Annotated in this window: 1 protein-coding gene; it reads left to right on the top strand. The window is 42.5% G+C overall.

Annotated elements, in window-relative coordinates; genetic code table 11:
- Positions 1-414 (top strand): S1 RNA-binding domain-containing protein (locus UC75_RS19775; protein ID WP_228137202.1); only part of this gene is annotated, 414 nt, incomplete at both ends.

Below are 414 nucleotides of genomic sequence, written 5' to 3' on the forward strand. Positions count from 1 at the left end.
ATTTGACCGTGAGCGTAACCGCGTATCTTTAGGCCTTAAACAATTAGGCGAAGATCCATGGTTAGCGATCATGAGCCGTTACCCTAAAGGTTCTATCGTTAAAGCTCGTGTAACTAACTTAACTGACTACGGTTGTTTCGCTGAAATCGCTGAAGGCGTTGAAGGTTTAGTTCACGTTTCTGAAATGGACCACACTAACAAAAACATCCACCCATCTAAAGTTGTTCAGATTGGTGACGAAGTTGATGTTATGGTTCTTGAAGTTGACGAAGAACGTCGTCGTATCAGCCTTGGTATCAAACAAACTCGTGCTAACCCATGGGAAGAGTTTGCTAAAGCTCATGAGAAAGGCGAAAAAGTATCTGGTACTATCAAGTCTATCACTGACTTTGGTATCTTCATTGGCTTGAACGG

Origin of the sequence: Acinetobacter sp. V2 (assembly GCF_001188385.1) — a bacterium.
In the GTDB taxonomy this organism is placed as follows: domain Bacteria; phylum Pseudomonadota; class Gammaproteobacteria; order Pseudomonadales; family Moraxellaceae; genus Acinetobacter; species Acinetobacter oleivorans.